The organism is Frankia sp. AgB1.9 (assembly GCF_016786355.1).
Lineage (GTDB): Bacteria > Actinomycetota > Actinomycetes > Frankiales > Frankiaceae > Pseudofrankia.
This window is the reverse complement of record NZ_JADWYX010000056.1, coordinates 1-14968: the sequence shown is the minus strand read 5'-3', so window position 1 is coordinate 14968 and position 14968 is coordinate 1. Positions and strand designations below refer to the sequence as shown.

Below are 14968 nucleotides of genomic sequence, written 5' to 3'. Positions count from 1 at the left end.
GTCGCGACCATGCCCCATCGACCGTTCGTGACGGCGGCAGGGTCGCCGAACGTCGGCTGTCCGCGAACGCCGCGTATCCGGCAACCGTGGCGAGGCAGGATGGGCCGGCAAGGAGCCGAACCGCGACCGGTGTCCTGTCCGTCAGAGGTGGCGCGAGTCACGAGACTCGGCACCACCGCCTGGTGGCGAGCCAGTCGGGGCCGGCGATCCGCTAAGAGGGGGATGGATGCCGGGACCGCGGCGCCGCCGTGGCAGGGGCGCACCCGAACCTGACGACTCCGGGCTGCCGAGCGGGCTGACCGGGCCGGTAGACATCCCCGACCCGCCGCCACCGCCCCGGCTGCCGAGGCGGGAACGCTTCCGCAAGGGGGTCCGCAGCGCCGTCGCGACGGCCGCGGGCCTGCCCCGGGTGCTGCGTCTGTGCTGGCAGGCCAGCCCGTGGGCGACGATCATGCTCGCCCTGCTGACCGTCGTGGTCGGCCTGTTCCCCGCGTTGACGGCGTCGACGGCCAGGCTGCTCGTCGACGCCGTGGTGCACGCGGTCGAGATCCGCGCGTCGCACCGGCCCGACCGGGCGAACCTGGTGCTGCCGCTGCCGGGCAGCCCACACCTGGCGACGACGTCCGGCACCCGCGTCGTCTTCTGGCTGGCCGTCACCCAGTTCGTCGTCTACACGGTCAGCGAGGTGCTGACGGCGGCGCGGTCGATCGTGCAGCGTGTCCTGTCCGACCGGCTGTCGCTGACCGTCTCGACCATGGTCGTCGCCAAGGCCAGCCAGCTGGAGCTCAGCTTCTTCGAGCAGTCCGAGTCCTACGACCTGCTGCAGCGGGCGGCCGACCAGGGCACCAGGCCGTTCAGCACGCTCACCACGTTCTTCGGGCTGCTCCAGACGCTGGTGACCTTCGCCAGCATGATCGGCCTGTTGATCGGCCTGAACCCGTGGCTTGGCCTGATCGTGCTGGTCGCCCCGATCCCGGCGTTCATCGTCGACACCAGGTACGGCCGGTGGACCTACGCGCGCAGCCGGTGGACCTCGCCGGTCAACCGGCGAATCATGTATCTGCAGCGGTTGCTGACGACGGACAACGACGCCAAGGAAATCAAGCTCTTCAACCTTGGCCCCTACCTGGTCGACCGGTTTCGGCTGCTGTCCGCGAACTACAACCAGCGGCTGCGGGAGCTGTCGATCCGCCGTCAGCTCGCCGAGCTGGGCTGGAGCCTGCTCAGCGAGATCGCCCGCTCCGGCAGCTACCTGTACGTCGCGCTTCAGGCCGCCGCCGGCGCCCTGACCCTCGGTGACCTGACGCTTTACGGCACGGCGGCCTCCAGCGTGCAGGGCGGGGTGTCGAGCATGCTCAGCTCGCTGACCCAGATGTACGAGAACAACCTCTACGTCGACGATCTGTACCGCCTGCTGGCTGCGCCGACCGAGGCCGAGCTCCAGGCGGCCCGAGCCGCGGCCCGGGCGGGCTCGGCGGGCTCGGCGGCAGTCGACCCGGTAGGACAGCCGGGGCCGGGAGTCCCGCCGCCGCCGCGGCGCCCGGCCGGCGACGCGATCCCGAAGCAATCACCCGGTCCGGCGGTCGCCCTCACCAAGCCAAGCCCATGGACGGCCGGAGGCCCGCCGCCGAAGCCGATCCCGAGGTCCGTCGTCGAGGCGTTCACCCCGACGCCGCTGCCCGTCCCGCTGCGCGGCGACGTCGTGTTCGACCACGTCTCGTTCCACTACCCCGGTACCGACCGCAACGCCCTGGTCGACGTCACCTTCGAGGTCGCGGCGGGGGAGACGATCGCGATCGTCGGACGTAACGGCGCGGGCAAGTCGACCCTCATCAAGCTGCTGTGCCGGCTCTACTCGCCGGACGAGGGCCGGATCCTGATCGACGGTGTCGACATCGCCGACGTGAACGCGGATGTGCTCCGTTCGCAGTTCGGCGCGGTCTTCCAGGACCATGTCTCGTTCCAGGCGAGCGCCGCCGAGAACATCGGCCTGGGTCAGCTCGACGAGCTCGCGGACCGGCCCCGCGTCGAGGGGGCGGGCGTCGCCGGCGGCGCGGACGAGTTCATCCGTGATCTCGCGCTGGGCTACGACACGTCGCTGGGCCGCTGGTTCGGCAATGGCGTGAACCTCTCCGGTGGCCAGTGGCAGAAGGTCGCGCTTTCCCGCGGGTTCATGCGTGAGGCCCGCATCCTGGTCCTCGACGAGCCGAGCGCGGCCCTCGACGCCCGCGCGGAGCATGACCTGTTCGCCCGCCTACGCGCGCTCGCGACCAACCGCACGGCGTTCTACATCTCGCACCGGTTCTCCACGGTCCGCCAGGCCGACCGGATCCTCTTCCTGGACGAAGGCGGCATCACCGAGTCCGGAACCCACCACGAGCTGATGACCCAGGGCGGCCAGTACGCCGAGCTCTTCTCCCTCCAGGCCGCCGCCTACCTGGACAACCCGGCCGATCCCGCGGCCGCCCCAACCAGCGACGCCGGACCGACCCGGCTGCCGCCCGGGGCCCCTCGACGCCCCGGCCGAGGACCCAACCCCCGCCCGAGGTAGGCGTCGGCTGGGGTAGCTAGGTGCCTCGCGTGGCCTTGATCGCGGTTTTGGCCCTGGGAGGGTCGTGGCAGGGACGTTTCCACGACCACCGCAGGGCTCAAACGGCGATCATGACCGGCTTCGAACACCGGCGACAGCGTCGCGAGCCACGGCGGGCCGTGATCAGGGGCCGAGCTGCTCCACCGTGGCACCGATTGCCTCGTAGGTCGTCGCGGCGCGCCGGTCCAGGCTCAGCAAGATCACGTCGTGTTCGGCCGCCGTGTACGCGATCAGCGCGTCGTACGTCGGGCCGCCGAGTATCTGGTGCGCGGCGACCGTGGCCAGGAGTTCCTGGTAGCCGGCCTCGGAGAGCGTGAGGTACGGATCGGTGAACCGTTCGGTCAGGAAGGTGTGCACGATCGACGGCTGAGCGCGGTGCGGCGGGGGAAGGCGTGTAAGCACCGAGTAGGACTCGACGGCGGCATGCGCGATCAGACGTGGCCGGCTGGCCATGGCCTTGCGGGCGATCGCGTGATGCTCGTGCCAGCTGGCGAAAGCGGCGACCACGACGCTGGTGTCGACCGCCTTCATCGCCTGGTCCGCTCCAGCGTCTCGCGGACCAGATCGGCGGTCAGCGGCGGCATCTCGGTATCCGCGACCGCCACCAGTCCGTCACCGTCATCGACCAGGCTCATCGGAGTCGGTGCGGGCACGATCTCCAGGCGGCCGTCCCGCTCGACGATCTCCAACGACTGGCCGGGCGAGAGCCCAAGCGCGTCGCGCAACGCCTTCGGAACGACAATGCGACCAGCGGCGTCAATGGCAGTTCGCATGCCAGAAATCTACCACTCGTATCGCCACTGCGGCTGGGTCGGCCGGGCGTGCGTTGACGGCGCATTGTGGTCGGCGAGGGCAGTGCGTGCTTCGCGCCGGGCGGTGTCAGACGCGGGCGTCGGTCCAGGCGCGGGCGAGGATCTCGTCCACTGTCTCGGCCGGAGTCTGGTCCGAGGTGTCGAGCCAGAGGCCCAGCCTGGGTGTCTCGCCGCGCAGGACCGCGTCCAGGACCCGGACGGTCCAGAGATCGCGGTACGCCGACTTCGCTCGGGCCGTCTCACGGGCGGCGACCGCGTCCGGGGAAGGCGCGAGGACGACGACCAGCAGCGGCCGGTGCTCGATGGCCATGACCATCTCGGTCAGATGCTCGCCGAGGACGATGTCCTGGACGACCGTGGTGAAGCCGGCCGCGGCGTAGCCGTCGGCGACCGTCGCCGTGAGCCGGTGACGCAGCCGAAGCTGGCCGACGGCCTCGGACGATGGGTCGGGCGTCATCTCGGCCTGGCCGCCGACCACCATCTTCCGGAACACGTCGCCCCGGACATGAACCGAACGTGGCAGCCGCTCGGCCAGCCCCTGAGCGACAGTCGACTTGCCTGCCGCCTGAATCCCAGTGATCAGAACGACCGCCGGGACAGACCACGACTCGACGGACGCGCCGCCATCGTCCAAGCCAGCGCGGTTGTCCACGTCGGTCCCGCCCAATCAAATCCGCAGGGGGTTTGGCTGGCGAGCATTACACGCAACCCAGCCACAACTGGTGACAGCGCATCAGCGCAGCGCCAACCCGGCCACCTCATCAACCCTGCCCCAGCCTGACGACGCTCTGCGCCGGAACCCCGAATCACCTGGGGAGGGCGCTCAGCGCCCTACAGGCGGCGCCCGGCGGCGGGCGCGAAGCGTCCGCCGCGGGACCGCCCTAATCGCGGTTGAGTTTGCGGTAGGTGACGCGGTGGGGGCGGGCCGCCTCCAGGCCGAGGCGCTCCAGCTTGTTGGCCTCGTAGTCGGCGAAGTTGCCCTCGAACCAGAACCACTTGGCCGGGTTCTGCTCGTCGCCCTCCCAGGCGAGGATGTGCGTCGCGACCCGGTCGAGGAACCACCGGTCGTGGGAGATGACCACGGCGCAGCCGGCGAACTCCAGCAGCGCGTCCTCCAGCGAGCGCAGCGTCTCGACGTCGAGGTCGTTGGTCGGTTCGTCGAGCAGCAGCACGTTGCCGCCGTGCTTGAGCGTCAGCGCCAGGTTCAGCCGGTTGCGCTCACCGCCGGAGAGGACCCCGACCGGCTTCTGCTGGTCCGGGCCCTTGAAACCGAACGACGACACGTACGCCCGGCTCGGGAAGTCGACCTTGCCGACGATGATGTGGTCGAGCCCGTCGGAGACGACCTGCCAGACGTTCTTCTTGGCCTCCAGGCCACTGCGCGACTGGTCGACGTAGGAGATGTCGACCGTGTCGCCCACGGTCAGCGCGCCGTCGTCGGGCGTCGCCTCGCCGGTGAGCATGGTGAACAGGGTGGTCTTGCCGACGCCGTTCGGGCCGATGATCCCGACGATGCCACCGCGCGGCAGGCTGAACGACAGGTTGTCGATCAGCACCCGGTCGCCGAACCCCTTGGTGAGGTTCTTCGCCTCGATCACCAGGTTGCCCAGGCGCGGGCCGGGCGGGATCTGGATGTCGTCGAAGTCGCGCGGCCTGGACTTGTCGGCCTCGGCCGCGAGCTCCTCGTAACGGGAGAGACGGGCCTTGCTCTTGGCCTGGCGGGCCTTCGGGCTGGAGCGGACCCACTCCAGCTCCTGGGCCAGCATCCGGCGCCGCTTGGCGTCCTTCTGGCCCTCGACCTTGACCCGGGACGCCTTGTTCTCCAGGTAGGTCGAGTAGTTGCCCTCGTACGGGATCGCCCGGCCGCGGTCGAGCTCCAGGATCCAGCCGGCCACGTTGTCCAGGAAGTACCGGTCGTGGGTGACGGCCAGCACGGCGCCCGCGTAGCGGGCCAGGTGCTGCTCCAGCCAGAGCACCGACTCGGCGTCCAGGTGGTTGGTCGGCTCGTCGAGCAGCAGCAGGTCCGGGGCCTCCAGCAGCAGCCGGCACAGCGCCACCCGGCGGCGCTCGCCACCCGAGAGCTTGGAGACGTCGGCGTCGCCCGGCGGGAGCCGCAACGCGTCCATCGCCTGGTCGAGCTGGCTGTCGAGCTCCCAGGCGTTCGCGGCCTCGATCTTGTCGATCAGCGCGGCCTGGTCGGCGAGCAGGGTGTCGAAGTCCGCGTCCGGGTCGGCCATCTTCTCGTTGATGGCCTCGTAGTCGGCGAGCACCTTGCGGATCACGGCGACGCCGTCCTCGACGTTGCCGCGGACGTCCTTGGTCTCGTCGAGGACCGGCTCCTGCGCGAGCATCCCGACCGTGTACCCGGGGGAGAGGATCGCGTCGCCGTTGCTCGGGTGGTCGAGGCCGGCCATCAGCTTGAGCAGGGTCGACTTGCCCGCCCCGTTCGGGCCGACCACGCCGATCTTGGCCCCGGGCAGGAAGGCCAGCGTCACGTCGTCGAGGACGACCTTCTCGCCGTGGGCTTTGCGCGCCTTGCGCATCTGGAAGACGTACTGGGCCATGGACCAACCCTATTGGTAGTTCGGCCGGACCTGGCGAGGCGGTGATCGAGCCCCGCCAAATCCCGGCCGACCCTGGCGATCTCGGCCCGGTCGTCGGGGTCAGACCGGCCAGTAGTACGGCAGCGTCGGGTCCGCGTCGCCGAACAGTGGGCGGTAGGCCGGCGGCGGCCAGGCGCTTGCGTGATCGGGTGGATTCGGGGTCGCCCGGGCTACCCCGAATCCACCCGATCATGACCCGGTCGCATCCGCGCCCGCCTCGCTGGCAGGCCAACCGGGCGGCCGGTGCTCGCGTCCGGGGACCAGCCCGGCGGCTAGCCGCCACGGGGTGTTTCGGGTCGGCGTTCTGGCCGGTGACGGGTCACGGTGAGGTAGCCGCGCCGAGGCCTTCGGTGTTCGGGGCGCCGGCCAGCACAGCGCCGAGGAGGCCGGGGAAGCGTGCGTCGAGGTCGGCGCAGCGCAGCCGCGAGTACTTGGTGGTGCCCTCCGCGCGGGTAGCGATGACGCCCGCCTCGCGCAGGACGCGCAGGTGGTGGCTGAGCGTCGACTTGACGATCCGTCCATCGAGCAGGCGCCCGCACGCCATCTCGACGCACCTGGCCAGCTCGGCCACGATCGCCAGCCGCGTCGGTTCGCTGAGCGCGCCCAGCACGGTGACCAGGTCGATGTCCTCGGCCGCGGGACCCGGTAGCTCGGTCATCGCGTCCACCTCCCGTGTCTACGGCACCATCGGCCTCTGTCGTCAACAGAATTACAGCCGATAACCACCGGAGATCCGGTGGACTTCCCGGGAATGCCCTGGGGCGCGGGCGCCTTGGCTTAGTTCGACAGATCTCGAACTAAGAGCCTGAGGAGCCTGATGGTCTCCAACAGAGTCGGCGAGCCGGCGGCCACGACGTCCGCACCGGCCCCCGCGACGACACTGTCACCCACGACACCGGCACCAATGACCACCACAACCAGCGCGCCGCCCTCGACCCTTCCCGCGCGGTCACCCGCGGCCCGCGCGGTCGTGCCCGCACAGCCGGCCCCGGTCGTCCAGGCGGCGCAGCCGGACCCCCGTCGCTGGCGGGTGCTGCCCGCGATCCTGGTCGCGACCTTCATGTCCCTGTTCGACATCTTCGTGGTCAACGTGGCCGCGCCCAGCATCGGCGCCGACCTCAAGACCTCGAACGCCGGCCTTGAGCTGATCGTCGCCGGCTACTCGTTCGCCTACGCCGCCGGGCTGATCACCGGTGGACGCCTGGGCGACCGGTCCGGCCGGCGCCGGATGTTCCTGGCCGGAATGGGCCTGTTCACCGTCGCGTCGGCGCTGTGCGGGTTCGCCCCGACCGAGACCACGCTGATCGTCGGCCGGCTGGTGCAGGGCGCCGGGGCGGCCGCGATGGTGCCGCAGGCCCTGGCCATCATCAACGTGATCTTCCCGCCGGCCGAGCGGGCCCGCGCGTTCGCCTACTTCGGCGTCACCGTCGGCCTCGGCGCCGTGTCCGGGCAGGTGATCGGCGGTCTGCTGGTGGACCTGAACCTCTTCGGCCTCGCCTGGCGGCCGATCTTCCTGGTCAACGTGCCGATCGGGATCGTCGCCATGGCGGTGGTCTGGCGGCTGCTCGCCGAGTCGAAGGCCGCCCGGCCCGAGCCGCTCGACCTGCCGGGGCTCGCGGCGCTCGCCGCCGGGCTCGGCCTGGTGCTGGTGCCGCTGACGCTCGGCCGGGACGAGGGCTGGCCGCTCTGGATCTGGCTGACGCTGGGCGCGGGGGTCGTGGTGTTGGGCGCCTTCGGCCGCTGGGAGGTCCGGCTCGCGCGGACCGGCGGCTACCCGATCGTCCCGCCGGCGGTGCTGCGCTCGCGGCGGACCATCGCCGGGCTGCTGGTGAGCTTCGGGTTCTTCATCTTCTTCGGCAGCTTCCTGCTGGCGGCGACGATCTTCCTGCAGGACGGTCAGCACCGCTCGCCGCTGGATGCTGGGCTTGTGTTCGGCCCGCTGGGAGTCGCGTTCGCGCTGTCCTCCATGGCGGCCCGACGCCTGGTGGCCCGGTACGGTCCGCGGACACTCACGGCTGGCGCCGCGATCAGCTTCGTGGGTCTCGCCGTGCTGCTGGTGCTCGTCATCGTCCAGGGGACCGGCGTGCCGACGGCGGCGCTGATGCCGCCGCTGCTGGCCATGGGCGTCGGGAACGGCCTGATCATCCCGGCGCTGGTCGCCGCGGTGCTGGCCGGGGCGCCCGCGGATGTGAGCGGCGCGGTCAGCGGTCTGCTCACGACCACTCAGCAGGCGTCGGCGGCGCTCGGCGTCGCCGGTGTGGGCACCGTGTTCTTCTCGGTGTCGGCCCGGGACGGGCTGGCCGACGGCTTCGTCGCGTCGATCGCGATCGGCCTCGTCGCGGTCGCGATCGCGGGCGTCGGCACGCTTCTGCTGCCGCGCGGCGACGCCGTGCCGGTGGTCGTGGCGGCAGGCCCGGCGCGCGTCGCCTCCGCCGACGCGGCCGGATCACCGGCCCTCGCGGCGCGCGTCGCCTCCGCCGACGCGGCCGGATCACCGGCCCTCGCGGCGAGCGACGCGTCCGACTGGGCGGTCGCCGTGCCGGCGCAGGTCAGCGGTGGTCTGGAGCTCCAGGCGGGGCTGTAGACGGCCCGGACGGCGGGGCGTGGCGGCGAGTCGGCCGCCACGCCCCGCCGCGTGTCCTGGGTCGACCGGTCAGCTCAGGCCCGGTTCTGCATGGAATGGGCGGCGTAGACGAGGTAGTCCCACAGCGTCGTCTCCTGCTCGGCCGGCAGCTCCAGCGAGTCGACGGCGGCGCGCATCTGGGTGATCCAGGCGTCCCGCTCGGCCGGGCCGATCGCGAACGGGACATGCCGCATCCGCAGCCGGGGGTGGCCGCGCTTCTCGTGGTAGGTCGCCGGACCACCCCAGTATTGGATCAGGAACAGCCGCAGCCGCTCCTCGGCCGGTCCGAGGTCCTCCTCCGGGTAGAGCGGCCGCAGGACCGGGTCGGTGGCGACGCCCTCGTAGAACCGCGCCACCAGGCGGCGGAAGGTCTCCTCACCGCCGACGGCCTCGAAGAACGTCTCCGCCGGCGGCGCCGAGAACGACGGGATCGGCCGCGGTGGGGTCGGCTGTGCGGGCGACGGCTGGTTCACCCCTCCATTCTGCCCACCGGCCGGGCCGCTCCCGGGCCGGATCCGCGCCGAGGCGAGTTCCCCAGCGGTGGCCGCGCGTCGCGCACCGGTCCGCGGCAGTCGGGGGATCAGCGCCGGCCCGGGGCTGTCCGCGGGGCGCTGCCGCGCATGACCCATGCCGCAGTGTCCGCCGGCAGGACGAGCGTCTGGCCGTCGTGCTCGAGCGGGCCGCTGGCCAGCATCACCCGGCCGGGCATGGCGAGCGTCGCTCCGGCGCCGGCGGCGAGCACGCAGGTCAGCACCCCGGCCCCGGCCGGCCGGGGTGGCGGGGTACCGACCTGGCGAGCCCGAGGGCCGGTCGGCCCGCCGTCGCCCGGTGGGCGCGGCGGCCGGGGCAGCCGGCCGCCCGGCGCCAGGGCGATCCGGTCGAAGGCGAGCACGCCGTCCGGCACGCCGGTGCGCCACCTGGTCATCCGTGAACCGAGGTCGGTGACCCGCAGGTGGGAGTGTCGGAAGGCCAACGCGGCCTGGACGAGCCGCCAGGTCGACCGCGGGTCGGCGCGTTGCGCGGCCACGGTCAGCGCGGCCCAGTCGTCCGGCTGCGGCAGCCAGGGGACGACCCCGTCGGGCCCGAAGCCGAACGGCGGCTCGGTGCCGGACCAGGGCATCGGCACCCGGCAGCCGTCGCGGCCAGGGGAGGTGTGCCCGGAGCGCTCCCAGACCGGGTCCTGGCGGGCTTCGGGCGCCACGTCCACCTGCGGCAGGCCCAGCTCGTCGCCCTGGTAGAGGAAGACCACGCCGGGCAGCGCCAGCATGGTCAGCAGGGCGGCCCTGGCCCGGCGCAGCCCGATCTCGCCGCCGCCGTAGCGGCTGGCCGGACGGACGACGTCGTGGTTGGCCAGCACCCACGTCGGCTGCGTCCCGGCCGCGCCGGTGGCGGTGAACCCGTCGACGATCGCCCGGCGCCAGGCGGCCGCCGACCATTCGACGGACAGCAGCGAGAACGAGAACGTCAGGTGCAGCTCGTCCGGGCGGACGTAGCGCGACAGCCGCTCGGGGTCCTCGACCCAGGTCTCGCCGACGAGGATCCGGTCCTGCCGGTCACGCCTGCGGTACCCGTCGACCAGCCTGCGCCAGGAACGGTAGACGTCGTGGACGCCGTCCTGGTCCCAGCTGTGCGGCTCCAGCTTCTCCCGGAAACCGGTCTCCGGGGTGGCCGGCGGTCCCGCCGGGTTGTCGCGCAGCTCGCCGTCCTTCACGAGGCCGTGCGAGACGTCGATCCGGAAGCCGTCGACGCCTCGGTCCAGCCAGAACCGCAGCGTGGCCTCGTGGTCGGCGCGCACCACCGGGTCCGCCCAGTTCCAGTCCGGCTGCTCCGGCGCGAACAGGTGCAGGTACCACTCGGCCGGGCTGGCTCGCGCCGTGGCGACCCCGGGGGCGGTCGGCGGCCCGGTGGACAGGTCCGGCGTGGCCGGCTCCGGGAACCGGCGGGCCTCGTCGAGCCGGGTCCAGGCCGAGCCGCCGAAGACGGAGATCCAGTTGTTGGGCGGTTCGGTGCCGCCGTCGCCCCGGCCGGGCCGGATCAGGTAGCGGTGCCGGGCCGCGTCCCCCGGCGCCGCGGCCAGGGCCGCCTGGAAGGCCGGATGGGCGTCGCTGGAGTGGTTCGGGACCAGATCGACCAGGACGGCCAGCCCCAGCCGGTGCGCCGCGGCCAGCAGGGCGTCGAACGCGGCCAGGTCGCCGAACAGCGGGTCGACGTCCCGGTGGTCGGCGACGTCGTAGCCGTGGTCGGCCATCGGCGACCGGTAGAACGGGGTGAGCCACAGGCCGTTGACGCCGAGTTCGGCGAGCTCGGGCAGCCGGGCCCGGACGCCGTCGAGGTCGCCCACGCCGTCGCCGTCCGCGTCCGCGAAGCTGCGGACATAGACCTCGTAGAAGACCGCGTCGCGCCACCAGCCACTGGTCAGGGCCACACCCGCCATTCAATCGGCCGTGGGCCGGCCTGTCCGCGAGTCCGCCTCGTCCGCCGGTACAGGCGTTCGGCGCCCATCCGTGACGCCTTGCCGGATGGCGGTGTCGGCTTGTAGTGGGCTGTGGTCGATGCGTTCGACAGGCGTGTGTTGGGGTGGCTGAACTACACTTCCCGGGTGGATGATGTGACTGCTAGTAATCAGTCCCATCCGAGGAGCCCCCGTCGAGAGGATCGTGGGATCCCGGCGGTGGGGGCGACGACGGGCGCTACTCGCAGCGGCGAGCGGCCGAGTGCCGCACGGGGGGTCGTCCCGGCCGATCCGCAGTCCGTGATCGGCTGTCTGGCGCCCTGGCGGTCCGTGCCCGGAGACCGCCGGACTGGCGTCCGCCCGTTCCGGCGGTCCAACCGCGCGAGCGGCACGGAGCTGGCCGCAGGCCGCGCTGACGGCGAGGCGGCCGTGACCGGCCGGGGCGCCGCCACGGGCCAGGGCACCCGAGCTGGCGAGGCCGAGCGGTCCGAGGCGACCGGCGGCCAAGGCGCGACTCGCGGCGCGAGCGGGACCCCGACTGGCCCGGCACCGGCGGGGGCCGGCGCGGCCTGGGCCGGAGCGCTGGAGTTCGGCGTCGGCGTCGTGCGGGACGCGCTGCTCTCGGTCCGCCGGGCCCGCAGCCGGCACGCCGACGAACGGGTCGCGCTGGAGGGCCTGTCCTTCCTGTCGGAGGCAAGCCTCGAGCTCGGCGGCTCGCTGGAGCCCTACAAGATCATCGAAATGACGGTCGTGCTGGCCAGGCGGTTGGGCGACGGCGTCATGCTCTGGCTGCGCTCACCCGAGGGCGACATCATCGACCTCGCCGCCGTCGACCACGTCGACCCGGCCGCGGCCGCCTACATGCGAGCCCTCACGGCGACCCGCCCGGCGCGGATCACCGACGACTACAGCCCGGGCGTCGTCGTGCGCACCGGGCAGCGGATGTGGATCGACGACCTGACCGCGGAGCTGCGCCGCTCGCTGTTCCCGGATCCCGTCGAGTACGCCCGGTTCCGCCGGCTCGGCTGGGGCCACTCGATCACCGTGCCGATGCACTACGGCGACCGGGTCACCGGCGCGCTGACCATCAGCCGGCGCCCCGGCGCGCCGCCCTGCAACCACGTCGAGGCGACGATCGCCGAGGACCTGGCCCGGCGGGCCGGCCTCGCGCTGGCCAACGCCCAGATGTTCCGCGAGTCCCAGGACGCCGGCCGGGCCCTGCAGCGTTCGATGCTGCCCGCCAACCCACCCGCTCTCGACGGCGCGGACGTGGCGATGGAGTACCGGCCGGGAACCGCCGGCACCGAGGTCGGCGGCGACTTCTACGACGTGATCGAGCTGCCCGGCGGCCGGGTCGGGCTCGCGATCGGCGACGTGATGGGCCGCGGGCTGCGGGCCGCCGCGGTGATGGGCCAGCTGCGCGCGGCGCTGCGGGCCTACGCGCTGGAGGAGTGGCCGCCGGCGGAGCTGCTGGCCCGGCTGGACCTGGTGGTCTCCTCGCTGCCCGGCCTCGCCCTCGCGACCTGCCTGTACGGCGTCTACGAGCCGGCCGTCCCGCTACGAGGGGCCGCCGGCTCCCAGGACGACCACCTGGGCACCGGCGAGCCCGTCGACCGCCCGGCCCGGGTGCTGCTCGCCGGCGCGGGTCATCCGGCGCCGCTGCTGGTCTGCCCGGACAGCGCGCCGCGGTACGTCGAGCTGGACCCGGGCCTGCCCCTCGGCGTCGGCGATGGCACCCGGTTCGCCGAGACGACCGTGGACCTGCCGCCGGGCTCCAGCCTCGTCTTCTTCACCGACGGGCTGGTCGAGTCCCGCCACCAGCCGATCTCCGAGGGGCTGGACCTGCTGTGCACCCGGGTCGGCGAGCAGCTGGACCGCCGCCGGAGCGCGGAGCGACGCAGCCAGGAAGCCGGGTCCCGTCGGCGCCACCCGTCCGGCGCCGACCTGCGCCCGCCGGCGCCGCCGACCGACGCGCCGGGCAGCGGCCCGGCCGCTACACCCGCTGCGGCGCCGCCGGCCTCGGCCGGCGTCGAGGGGACCGCGCCTGGAGACCAGCCCGTGGTCGATCGCCGGGCCGGCGGGCCGGGGGAGTGGGCCGGCGCCGAGCGGCGGGCCGGCACCGAGCGGCGCGCGTCCCGGGATCGCCGGGCGCCCGGGCCCGGCCGTCCGCCCGGGGGCATCGAGCGCCGCCGGGGTAACGACCGGCGTCGCCGTAGCCGAGGCGGGTTCTCGGTCCGCAGCTGGTCGGGCCCGGACACCGTCGACCTCGACGACACCCGCTGGTCGGAGAACGCGGCCCGCGCGCTGCTGGAGCTCAGCCTGCTGGCCGCCGACCTGCCGGAGGACACCGACGACGACACAGCGCTGCTGGTGCTGACGATCCAGTCGGCCGGGCCGCCGCTGCTGGAGCTGGCACTGCCGCCGGTCGCCGCGTCCGCCGGGCAGGCGCGCACGGCGGTCCGCGCGGTCGTCGAGCAGCAGGACCTCGGCCGGGCGGACGACGCGGCCCTGCTGGTCAGTGAGATCTGCACCAACGCGATCAAACACGCCCGCAGCGAGCTGACCGTGCGCCTGTGGGCCGAGTCGTCCCGGCTGCGGATCAGCGTCGAGGACCGGGAGGGCGCCACCCTGCCGAAACCCGGCCGGGCAGCGAAGGGCGACCCGGAGGCGGAGTCCGGCTGGGGCCTGTTGCTGGTCGAGGCCCTCGCCGACGCCTGGGGCGTCCAGACCACCTCAGACGGCAAACGAGTCTGGTTCGACCTCGACCTCCTCCGCCAGACCCCACCCGACGACGCGGCCTCGTCGCCTTAAGCCGAGGCGGCCTCGCCGAGGTCGGTGTTGAGGTACTGCGACCAGCGCGGATCCATCCGACGGCTCCCCAGAATGCGCCAAGCGGCTCCGCTCGGCGCGCGCGGCGCCGTGCGGAGCCGCCAGCCTAGATCAGCGACGGCGCGGTCCGCTTTTATATGGTTGCAGCGGCCGCAGGCCGCCACGACGTTCTCCCATACGTGCGGGCCCCCTCGGGACCGGGGGATCACATGGTCGAGCGACGTCGCCGGGGCGCCGCAATACACGCAGCGGTGGTGGTCGCGGGCGAGCACGCCCTTGCGGGTCAGGGGCACCTGCGAGCGGTACGGCACCCGCACGAATCGCGCTAACCGCACGACGACGGGGACTTCGACGGACGAGGCAGCGGAGTGCAGCACCTGCCCACCGGCCTCGACCATCACCGCCTTGTCCGTCAGGACAAGTATCAGTGCCCGACGTTGGGACACCACGCACAGAGGCTCGTACGTGGCATTGAGAACCAGCGCCTCTGCCACGCGCCGACCTCCTCAGCCGAGTCGAGGCGGGCGCCCTCGGGAGCCCGTTCTAACCAGCGTCTCCGGTGACAATGGATAGTCAAGCGTGTTCCGGCGCCGAACGCGAGCGTGTTTGCATGGTCATCTGCCGCGCGAAAGTGGCGATGGGCATATCTGGTCGTCTTTGTCACCACTGTATGTCGGTGGGATCACAGGTGCGTCGCGTTGCGTCGATTGGCCGCGACGGCCCGTCGCCAGCCTGACGAACCCGTGACGATCCGGATCCCGACCGGCCGGACCCATCCGGAGCCCCCTATAGGGTGGCTGGCCAGAGGCCCGAGAGCGGCGCCGAGTCAGCGGATCAAGCAGCGACCGTCTCGTGCCGAGGCAACCTGCGGCGGTTCCGGTGGCTGGCAGCAGGGTGCGACGTAACCCAGATCCCGACCCCGGACAAGCGCCTGGCAGCACATCTCCGCCAACCCCGAACCATGTTGGGGAGGGCGCTCAGCGCCGAGAGCCAGGCGGGGGGGGGGGGGGGGGGGGGGGGGGGGGGGCCGGCGGGGGGGGCCCCCGCCCCCCCGCGCCG

The 14968-nt window shown here is 72.9% G+C and carries 11 protein-coding genes; 3 read left to right on the top strand and 8 right to left on the bottom strand.

What is annotated here, in order from left to right; translation table 11 throughout:
- Positions 1 to 226 precede the first annotated feature (226 nt).
- Entirely contained in the window at positions 227 to 2551 is a 2325-nt protein-coding gene (locus tag I6A60_RS22315; RefSeq protein WP_203022142.1) for an ABC transporter ATP-binding protein, read from the top strand.
- Between the two features lie 162 nt (positions 2552 to 2713).
- On the opposite strand, the gene I6A60_RS22310 is transcribed toward I6A60_RS22315, so the two are convergent.
- From I6A60_RS22310 to I6A60_RS22290, 5 genes are all read right to left on the bottom strand, one after another.
- Positions 2714 to 3121: a type II toxin-antitoxin system VapC family toxin gene (locus I6A60_RS22310; protein WP_203022141.1), complete on the bottom strand. Its 408-nt coding sequence runs from the start codon at positions 3119 to 3121 to the stop codon at positions 2714 to 2716.
- Positions 3118 to 3363, bottom strand: a complete 246-nt coding sequence (locus I6A60_RS22305) for an AbrB/MazE/SpoVT family DNA-binding domain-containing protein (RefSeq protein ID WP_203022140.1) — start codon at positions 3361 to 3363, stop codon at positions 3118 to 3120. The genes I6A60_RS22310 and I6A60_RS22305 overlap by 4 nt, the downstream gene beginning before the upstream one ends.
- A 106-nt stretch (positions 3364 to 3469) precedes the next feature.
- A complete protein-coding gene (locus tag I6A60_RS22300) occupies positions 3470 to 4054 on the bottom strand; it encodes an AAA family ATPase (protein WP_203022139.1) in 585 nt (194 codons plus the stop codon).
- Positions 4055 to 4283: 229 nt separating this feature from the next.
- On the bottom strand, positions 4284 to 5966 hold the full coding sequence (gene ettA, locus I6A60_RS22295) for an energy-dependent translational throttle protein EttA (protein ID WP_203022138.1): 1683 nt from the start codon (positions 5964 to 5966) through the stop codon (positions 4284 to 4286).
- 358 nt (positions 5967 to 6324) lie between these two features.
- Positions 6325 to 6663: a helix-turn-helix transcriptional regulator gene (locus tag I6A60_RS22290; RefSeq protein WP_203017268.1), complete on the bottom strand. Its 339-nt coding sequence runs from the start codon at positions 6661 to 6663 to the stop codon at positions 6325 to 6327.
- A 246-nt stretch (positions 6664 to 6909) separates the two neighbouring features.
- Between I6A60_RS22290 and I6A60_RS22285 the strand changes: the two genes are divergently transcribed.
- Positions 6910 to 8589, top strand: a complete 1680-nt coding sequence (locus tag I6A60_RS22285; RefSeq protein WP_305038695.1) for an MFS transporter — start codon at positions 6910 to 6912, stop codon at positions 8587 to 8589.
- Positions 8590 to 8663: 74 nt separating this feature from the next.
- Here I6A60_RS22285 and I6A60_RS22280 read toward each other — a convergent pair whose 3' ends face one another.
- Positions 8664 to 9101 (bottom strand): globin, encoded by a 438-nt coding sequence (locus I6A60_RS22280; protein ID WP_374113369.1) that lies wholly within the window; start codon positions 9099 to 9101, stop codon positions 8664 to 8666.
- A gap of 107 nt (positions 9102 to 9208) precedes the next feature.
- The gene (locus I6A60_RS22275) at positions 9209 to 11062 is read right to left on the bottom strand and encodes an alpha-amylase family glycosyl hydrolase (RefSeq protein WP_203011920.1); all 1854 of its coding nucleotides are present in this window, start codon (positions 11060 to 11062) and stop codon (positions 9209 to 9211) included.
- A gap of 447 nt (positions 11063 to 11509) precedes the next feature.
- On the opposite strand from I6A60_RS22275, the gene I6A60_RS22270 reads away from it, so the two are divergent.
- Entirely contained in the window at positions 11510 to 13891 is a 2382-nt protein-coding gene (locus I6A60_RS22270) for a SpoIIE family protein phosphatase (protein WP_203042310.1), read from the top strand.
- Here the strand turns inward: I6A60_RS22270 and I6A60_RS22265 are convergent.
- A complete protein-coding gene (locus I6A60_RS22265) occupies positions 13888 to 14403 on the bottom strand; it encodes an HNH endonuclease (protein WP_203042311.1) in 516 nt (171 codons plus the stop codon). The two genes, I6A60_RS22270 and I6A60_RS22265, sit on opposite strands and share 4 nt — an antisense overlap.
- Positions 14404 to 14968 lie beyond the last annotated feature (565 nt).